Here is an 8,964-nt window from a genome sequence, read left to right on the forward strand (position 1 = left end):
ATATAAACTATTTTATAATAGCTTGTTTCTTAATGACAACACGAGATCCCAGTATATTCAAGGCATCCTCGCAAAATAAACGCACCGCCTCTGGGTAGATGCGATGCTCTTCATGCAAGATTCGTGTTGATAAAGTATCCACCGTGTCATCTTCATAGACAGGTACCACCGCCTGCGCAATGATAGGACCCGTATCCATGCCTTCATCCACAAAATGAACGGTACATCCTGTGTATTTTACGCCTTTTAGTAAGGCTTGCTTCTGTGCCTGTAAGCCTGTAAAGGCTGGCAATAAGGAGGGATGTATGTTCAAGATATTTCCTCTGTACGCTTGCACAAATGTAGGTGGTAATATACGCATATACCCAGCTAACAAGATGCCCTCCACTTCATATTCTTGTAACAAATCTAGCATAGCTTGTGTCCAGGCTGCTTCAGTACCATAGTTGGCAGGATCTACTATGTGTACAGGAATGTGCCAAGCACGTCCCTTCTCCACAATGCCCACATGGGGTCTATCACTAATGATAAAAACTATTTCACCATTTATATGCCCCGCTTCTATGGCCTTATAGATGGCTTCTCCATTAGACCCTCTGCCACTGCCAAATAGAGCCAATCGTTTACCCATGGAATGCCTCACCAAGAATCGTCACATCTCCCTGCCCTTCTGTAACAAGTCCAATGGAGTACACCACTTCCCCTTGCTCTTGCAACACTTCTACGACTCGTTCTACTAACTCTGGCTTCACTACTAGCACCATACCTATGCCCATATTGAAAGTATGATACATTTCTCTCGTTTCCACATGTCCCCATTCTTGTAATAGCTTAAAAATAGGTGGTACTGGCCAGGCATCACTATGAATAGTGACAGATAACCCTTTTGGTAATATGCGAGGAATATTGTCGTAGAAAGATCCTCCTGTTATATGAGCCATCCCCTTCACTAACTGTTCTTTCAGTAGTGATAGAATAGGTTTTACATACAGTTTCGTTGGTGTCAACACTTCTTCTCCAATGGTACGACCTAACTCGTCTACGTAGGTATCCAATGGCATTTGTTGTTTTTCTAAGATAATATGGCGTACTAAGGAAAACCCATTGGAGTGCAACCCTGATGAAGGTAAACCTAGCACCATATCCCCTACCTCGATAGAGGCTCCTGTAATGATTTGGTCCTTGTCTACAATCCCTACGGCAAAGCCAGCTAAATCATAATTACCATCACCGTAGAAACTAGACATTTCCGATGCTTCTCCACCGATTAAGGCACATCCGCATTCTTCACAAGCTTCGCCGATACCATCAATGATGCTTTCAATATGGTCATGCTCCAATTTGCCTACTGCAATATAGTCTAGGAAAAATAAAGGAGTCGCTCCCTGTGCTACCACATCATTCACACTCATAGCCACACAATCTTGACCAATCTGATGGTGCTCATTCATCAGGACGGCAAAGCGAATTTTCGTACCCACCCCATCCGTACTGGATACAAGAATAGGTTCTTTCATGCTATGTCCCGCTAAGGAATAGAGCCCACTAAAACCGCCTAAAGAGCCTAGTACACCCGGTGTATAGGTGCGTTCCACACGGTGTTTAATCTTTTGAATGAGCTGGTTCCCCGCTTCCACATCCACACCAGCATCTAAATAGGTAACAGGTGTATTATCGACAGACATAAGTACCTCCCTTGGTATACTCATCCCCTACAGGACTGGGATAGTCTCCAGTAAAACAAGCTACACACAAATGTTGTGCTTCTAATTGTTTCATAGACTGCATCAACCCTTCATGAGACAGATAATATAAACGATCCACGCCAATGTATTGGCGGATTTCTTCTATGGAATATCGATGAGCTAACAAATCCTTTGCATCGGATGTATCGATACCAAAATAGCAAGGATACCGAACTGGTTCAGAAGTTAAGCACAAATATACTTCTTTCGCTCCCGCTTGTCGCAAGATGGAAACGATATGTCGACTTGTGGTACCTCGTACAATGGAGTCATCGATGAGAACAATGCGCTTACCTTGCACCACATCAGAAACAACGCTAAACTTTCTACGCACCGCTTCCTCTCGGCTGATTTTGTTGGGTTCTATGAAAGTCCGCAACACCTTCGGATTGCGCACTAATCCTTCCCTATAGGGTATACCAGATTCCTCTGCATATCCCTGTGCAGACAAAGTTCCTGAATTAGGTATGGGCATAACAATATCTGCTTCATACTGTACTTCTTTTGCCAACTGACGCCCCATCGCCACCCTTACTTCTGATACACTTTGCCCATCGATAACACTGGTAGGATGTGCAAAATAAATATATTCAAAGACACAGGTATGTTGTTCTATCTGAGTATATACGTCCTGTTGTTTGTCACTAAGGACCGCCCTATCAGTCACATCCTCGCTGGCTGTCCTATCCTCTAATAGATCCGCTTTTATGATAGGTATACTACGTAGTCCTGTGGCATCTATGACAAGCATTTCACCAGGTTTCACATCACGCAGCAAAGTCCCTTCTATAGCCTCGATAGCACAACTTTCAGAAGCAAGTGCATATCCATGGTTCATATCCCCTACACATAGCGGTCGATATCCATGAGGATCTCGTACACCTATCAGCATCTCATTGGTGACAATTGTCAACGAAAAGGCGCCTTCCAATCGTTCACAGGCTTGTTGCACCGCTTCTATCATGGTTTGTGTCTGACAGCGCGCAATTAGATGTACAATGACCTCCGAATCCATTGTGGTCGTAAACACACAACCTTGTGATTCTAACTCACAACGCAATGCTATAGCATTCGTCAAATTGCCATTATGAGCCACTGCAAAAGCACCCCACTGCGCTTCCCCCACAATAGGTTGTATATCACAAGGATTCTCTATACCTGTGGTAGAATACCGCACATGTCCAATCCCTATATAACCTTCTAAGCTAGAAACATCCTGTAAGGCCTCTTTTACGAGCCCAGGCCCTTTCACTATATCTATCTGTGATTCATGAACTACAGCGATACCAGCCCCCTCTTGCCCACGGTGCTGTAACGCCATAAGACCTTCATATATAGTTGTCCCTGCCGGCAAAGAAGTATCATAGAGTCCAAAGACCCCACACTCCTCATACCAAGTATCTAACACACCATCATATTTCATTATGCCCCCTAGAGTCATACCCTACTCATATCGTGCACACTGACAAATTGTTAAATGTCATATTATCTTTATTATAACTTGCTACACAGCTATCTTCAATATAAACTCAGGGAATCAACAAAAAAACGTGGTATACTTAAGATACAAGAAGTCATATATGGAACACTAACAAACATACTATAGGATATATGAAGAATCCATCACCATCCTATTACCCTAAAGGAGGCTATGTATGCACATATTCCGTCTATTTGTCACTCCTCGCACTACCACATCACAAGAGTCACAGCAACTACTTACGACATTGCAACAAGACTTTCAGATTCCTCTCACCGACCTCACAATCTACGAACGATACGATATCTCTGGGATTACAGAATCAGAGTTTGAACGTGCCAAAACGCTCATTTTTTCTGAACCGCCCTTAGAAATTACCTGTACTACATTAAACCTGTCCGTCCTAGACCATCCCATTGCTATCGCCCCTATGCCGGGTCAATATGACCAACGTGCTGATTCTGCTGAGCAATGCCTAGCCATTCTTACTGGTCATAATAGTTGTACAGTCCGTACTGCACGAATCTATGTCTTACAGGGTCATCTAAGTAAAACACATATAGATACAGCTCGACAATATCTCTTGCAATCTATCGATGCCAGTGAAAGCTCCATGGACCTTCCTACTACACTAGACATAGTCACACCAGTGATACCAGAAACTTCTCACATAGAGGAATTCACCACGCTGTCGAAAATAAACCTAAACGAGCTCCTTCACTCTATGCAATTGGCCATGACCTTAGAAGACCTACTATGCATTCAAAGGTATTTTCAAAAAGAACATCGCAATCCAACGGTGACTGAAATTCGTGTATTAGACACCTATTGGTCAGATCATTGTCGTCACAGTACGTTCAATACCAAACTAACAGAGATTACCTTCGAAGATTCACCATTTACTAAACCAATACAAAAAACGTATCAAACTTATCTTGAAGCAAAACAACAACTGAACCCATCCACCAAGGTAGCATCCACATTAATGGACATCGCCACCATGGCGATGCAAGAACTCCGTCATCAAGGCAAACTAAATCAATTAGGTATATCGGACGAAATCAATGCTTGCACCATCATGGTTCCGGTACAGGTGGATGGTATAGAGGAAGAATGGCTTTTATTGTTCAAAAACGAAACCCATAATCACCCTACTGAAATCGAACCTTTCGGTGGTGCTGCCACTTGTTTAGGTGGTTGTATTCGAGATCCTCTCAGTGGTCGTGCCTATGTATACCAGGCTATGCGTATCACTGGATCTGGTAACCCTCTAGTCTCAAAAGAACATACCTTGCTAGGTAAATTACCACAATCCTATATCACTACAACCGCTGCCAAAGGATTTTCTTCCTACGGCAACCAAATCGGTGTTCCTACCGGGGAAGTACGAGAATATTACCATGATTCCTATAGAGCCAAACGATTAGAAGTAGGTGCTGTCATCGGAGCTGTACCACGATCTCATGTACGTCGTGAAAGCCCCGCTCAAGGAGATCTCATTGTCTTACTAGGCGGCAAAACAGGTCGTGACGGCTGTGGCGGTGCTACGGGATCTTCTAAAACACATACGAAAGACTCCCTCTCTACCTGTGGTACCGAAGTACAAAAAGGAAATCCTGTCACTGAAAGAAAAATACAACGTCTATTCCGCATCCCAGAGGTGACACAATGCATCAAGCGATGCAACGACTTTGGAGCAGGTGGTGTGGCCGTTGCTATTGGAGAACTCGCAGATAGCATTCACATTCACCTAAATGCGATACCTACAAAATACACTGGACTCACTGGAACAGAGCTAGCCATCTCAGAATCTCAAGAGAGAATGGCTTGTATCATAGATCCTATCTATTGGAAACGAATCCAATCCTATTGTGCAGAGGAAAATCTAGAGGTTACCATCGTAGGAGAAGTGACAAATACTGGACGCCTAGTAATGGACTTTCGAGGAGAAATTATCGTCAACCTACATCGTCAATTCTTAGCTACAAATGGAGCTACACAACGTGCTACTGCTCATATCGTATCTCCCAAAGCAAATCACACTCCTTCCTTTGTTACGAATCCATCTTCCCTCTCTACAACAACCAAATCTTCCATAGAAACACGATTTCATCAAGCCTTACAAGATTTGAACAGTACCTCGCAAGAAGGATTGCGAGCTATGTTTGACTCTACTGTAGGTGGGAATACAGTGCTCTTCCCTTTCAGCGGAACCTATCTGAAAACTCCGGTCCAAGGGATGGTAGCAAAACTTCCTGTGCTGCACGGAAACACCACAACCACAAGCATCATGACCCATGGATTTGATCCCTACCTATCAGAATGGAGTCCCTACCATGGCGCTCAATATGCTGTGCTCCTAAGCTTAGCTAAATTAGCCGCTTTAGGCGGAGATATCTCTAAAGCCTATCTAAGTTTTCAAGAATATTTTGAAAAACTCAGCAGCCCTACCTCTTGGGGTAAAGTGGTATCTGCTCTATTGGGAGCCTATGAGGCGCAACACCAATTAGGTGTGGCCGCTATTGGTGGTAAAGATTCTATGAGTGGTACATTCCAAGACCTGACTGTACCACCTACGCTCATTTCCTTCGCCGTCACTACCGAAGAAGTCCACAGGATTTTGGCACCTCACTTTCATGAGGCACAACACCACATCCTATTTCTCCATGTGCCAGAGCACGATGATGGGACACCTGATTGGGCAACCTTTACAGCGCATTGTAATACTTTGCGTTCTCACAATCTACAGCAACACGTATACAGTGCGTACGTAGTCGAACAGGACGGCATAGGTTCTGCTACGGTGAAGGCATGTTTAGGCAATAACATTGGATGTATCTACCATACAGAAGATCTACAACGATTAGCTACCACTATATCTGCTATGCATAAAAAACGAAGAACAGAGCAAACGGTCACAGCTCAATCCCGGGCTACTCCATCAAAAAATCATAGTGCCCATACATCCGAGATTCATATCCCCCATGCCTCATTAACTCCTAAAGATATATTGTTCTACCCCCTCCGTGGTTCCTTCCTCATAGAGGTAGATACTGTGACAGCTCAAACATTACAAGCACTACCTCACATCTATCACATTGGCACTACTCATAAGGACCCTACGATCGTCATAGACGATGCTACGATGCCCTTACATGACCTGTTTCAATCCTATGAAAGTACCTTAGCCCCTCTCTTTCCTATCTATCCAAAGGAAACCTTCTCTGTCACAAAAGATCTCTCAGCCTCAGAGATAGAAACACATACTTCAGAATCTTATGTATCAAATGAACTACAGATTACAGAATCTAGTGCTTTGTGCAATCACCTTGATGTATCAAATATATTAGACAGTAGCAGTAGAGCAATGCGTTCCTCCTCTAACAACAAACCACTACACACTACACAACCCAAACTAGGTAGTAAGTATTCCTCTCTATCTCACCCGAAAGTGCTCATTCCTGTATTCCCCGGCACTAATTGTGAATACGAATCTGCACGGGCTTTCACAGAACATGGTGCTAAGGTTGAAACCTTTGTCATTCGCAATCGAAATAGCCAAGAGTTACAAGAATCCATACAAGCATTAGCACACAATATAAATACAGCACAAATTGTATGTTTCCCTGGTGGATTCAGCGGCGGTGATGAACCTGCCGGATCGGGCAAGTTTATAGCTACCCTGTTTCACAATCCATACTTGCAAGAGTCTTTAGAAAATTTATTATACACGCGTGATGGTTTAGTGCTTGGTATATGCAATGGGTTTCAAGCACTGATTAAGCTTGGATTAGTCTCAACAGGCCATATCCAACCACTGGAGCAAACCAGTCCTACCTTAACCTACAATACAATGGGTCGTCACATTTCTACGATAGTCCATACAAAAGTTGTATCCACAAATTCACCATGGCTCAGTACTTGTCAAATAGGCGACATCTACACAGTCCCTATTTCTCATGGAGAAGGCCGTTTTCTTGCTACAACAGAACAAGTAGAAGAACTCTATGCACAGGGGCAAATTGCCACACAATATGTAGACCTAGTGGGTAATACTACCTATGATCCACGATGGAATCCTAACCAATCTATAGGTGCTGTAGAAGGATTATTAAGCCCTGATGGCAGAATATTAGGAAAAATGGCTCATATAGAACGCATGGGCCATGATACACATAAAAATATAGAAGGTAATCTTGTGATGCCAATCTTTGCATCAGGGGTGCACTACTTTACAGACTAATACATCAATAGAGTACTCTCTCGTTAAACTGAACCAAACTATAACAAAAGTTGGGAAACACAAATAGAGGAAGATGGAGTAAAGGCCTTCATCTTCCTCTATTGGTATATTGCTTGACAAAAAAGGCTATGACAACATGTAACACATGTTAGCATAGCCCTTTATATTAATATATGCTGTAGGAATTATCATTAACCCACTTCTGGTTCTAACAAACCATATTTACCATCATGTCGACGATATACAACGTTCATGATTTCGGTATCTTCATTGAAGAACATAAAGAAGTCATGTTCCAATAGATTCATTTGTAAAATTGCTTCTTCCACGCTCATAGGACGTACAGTAAAGTTTTTGCGACGTACTACTTCCAATTCCTTTTCTTCTGGAATCGCTTCCACAGTTGTCACATCTACATGGAATCCAGTTTCTTTACGGAATCGTTTCGCTAACCGTGTTTTATGTTTATGGATTTGACGAACAATTTTATCCACTACTAAATCAATAGCGGCATACATATCTAAGTGGTTTTCTACACCACGCAATACTACACTTTCTACAAAGCATGTCACTTCTACTTTACGTTCTTCTTTTTCCACGGATAATACAACTTGCACTGTCACTGGAGTTTCAAAATAACGAGATAACTTTTCTACCCGTTTTTCAATATATTCACGTAACGCTGCTGTCACTTCAAGATTTTTGCCTCGTACTGTTAATTTCATAGTGCTCATCCTTTCTGTATTACCTATAAATAAGTACCATATTTATATAGTTCTACAGAAATTCTTAAAACCCTTTTTAATTTTTCAAAAATTTTTCCTACTCTAATCTCCCTTTGTTGTTCTACAGTCCCTTTGTCAATACCCTTAGTACTGCTTTTGCCTTTACAAATACAAATTAAAAAGCTTAGGATCTCCTACTAGGAATATCCTAAGCCTTTTTGTTATGAACTAAGCTTTATATACGTTAGCCGCTTGAAGACCGCGGTTGCCATCTACGATTTCAAATTCTACTTGTTGTCCTTCGGATAAAGACTTAAAGCCATCTTCTTGGATTGCAGAAAAATGAACGAATACATCGCTGCCATCTTCTCTTTCAATAAATCCATAACCTTTTTCTGCGCTGAACCATTTTACTTTCCCAAGCATGATAATTCCTCCTACCTTTAATACTGCAAGCGATTTAGAGTATCTAAATCTTGCTTTCATGTTATCACTATATATGTATGTTGTCAATCAAAATATTATTTTATTTTCAAGATTATAGTAGATTGATATAATTCAACGAAATTATTAATCAATTATTTCATTTTATCCTTATAATATATACATTTAGGATATATTTTACACTTTATATATTTACTATATAAATCAATTTATATTCACATTATGTTTTATTTTTATGAATTTATGAAATCTATCAGTTATCAAGACTGTGTTAATCATTTTTATTCAAATCGTTTTGTTTTTTCCTCATGCATATCATTTTAATAA

General features: G+C 41.5%; 6 protein-coding genes. 1 reads left to right on the forward strand and 5 read right to left on the reverse strand.

Going from position 1 to position 8,964, the window contains the following annotated elements; all coding sequences use genetic code 11:
• Window positions 1-7 precede the first annotated feature (7 nt).
• From purN to EO116_RS01160, 3 genes are read right to left on the reverse strand one after another with little or no spacing between them, the layout of a single operon-like run.
• Window positions 8-631 carry a phosphoribosylglycinamide formyltransferase gene (gene purN, locus EO116_RS01150; protein WP_127160280.1) on the reverse strand — a complete coding sequence of 208 codons (624 nt, stop codon included), beginning with the start codon at window positions 629-631 and terminating at the stop codon, window positions 8-10.
• Window positions 624-1,685: a phosphoribosylformylglycinamidine cyclo-ligase gene (gene purM, locus EO116_RS01155; protein ID WP_127160281.1), complete on the reverse strand. Its 1,062-nt coding sequence runs from the start codon at window positions 1,683-1,685 to the stop codon at window positions 624-626. Before purM ends, purN begins: the two co-directional genes overlap by 8 nt.
• Window positions 1,672-3,168 carry an amidophosphoribosyltransferase gene (locus EO116_RS01160; RefSeq protein WP_127160282.1) on the reverse strand — a complete coding sequence of 499 codons (1,497 nt, stop codon included), beginning with the start codon at window positions 3,166-3,168 and terminating at the stop codon, window positions 1,672-1,674. The genes purM and EO116_RS01160 overlap by 14 nt, the downstream gene beginning before the upstream one ends.
• 232 nt (window positions 3,169-3,400) lie before the next feature.
• Here EO116_RS01160 and EO116_RS01165 point away from each other — a divergent pair, with 232 nt between their 5' ends.
• Window positions 3,401-7,468 (forward strand): phosphoribosylformylglycinamidine synthase, encoded by a 4,068-nt coding sequence (locus EO116_RS01165; protein ID WP_127160283.1) that lies wholly within the window; start codon window positions 3,401-3,403, stop codon window positions 7,466-7,468.
• Window positions 7,469-7,659: 191 nt separating this feature from the next.
• On the opposite strand, the gene hpf is transcribed toward EO116_RS01165, so the two are convergent.
• Window positions 7,660-8,193 carry a ribosome hibernation-promoting factor, HPF/YfiA family gene (hpf, locus tag EO116_RS01170; protein ID WP_127160284.1) on the reverse strand — a complete coding sequence of 178 codons (534 nt, stop codon included), beginning with the start codon at window positions 8,191-8,193 and terminating at the stop codon, window positions 7,660-7,662.
• 228 nt (window positions 8,194-8,421) lie between these two features.
• Window positions 8,422-8,619, reverse strand: coding sequence for a cold shock domain-containing protein (locus EO116_RS01175; RefSeq protein ID WP_009354004.1), 198 nt, complete (start codon window positions 8,617-8,619; stop codon window positions 8,422-8,424).
• Between the last annotated feature and the right edge of the window lie 345 nt (window positions 8,620-8,964).

Source organism: Veillonella sp. VA137, from assembly GCF_003992015.1.
Classification (GTDB): domain Bacteria; phylum Bacillota; class Negativicutes; order Veillonellales; family Veillonellaceae; genus F0422.

Bases quoted from the DNA above. Each gene is read 5' to 3' on its own strand.
- purN (WP_127160280.1), bottom strand. From the start codon at position 631: ATGGGTAAACGATTGGCTCTATTTGGCAGTGGCAGAGGGTCTAATGGA.
- purM (WP_127160281.1), bottom strand. From the start codon at position 1,685: ATGTCTGTCGATAATACACCTGTTACCTATTTAGATGCTGGTGTGGAT.
- EO116_RS01160 (WP_127160282.1), bottom strand. From the start codon at position 3,168: ATGAAATATGATGGTGTGTTAGATACTTGGTATGAGGAGTGTGGGGTC.
- EO116_RS01165 (WP_127160283.1), top strand. From the start codon at position 3,401: ATGCACATATTCCGTCTATTTGTCACTCCTCGCACTACCACATCACAA.
- hpf (WP_127160284.1), bottom strand. From the start codon at position 8,193: ATGAAATTAACAGTACGAGGCAAAAATCTTGAAGTGACAGCAGCGTTA.
- EO116_RS01175 (WP_009354004.1), bottom strand. From the start codon at position 8,619: ATGCTTGGGAAAGTAAAATGGTTCAGCGCAGAAAAAGGTTATGGATTT.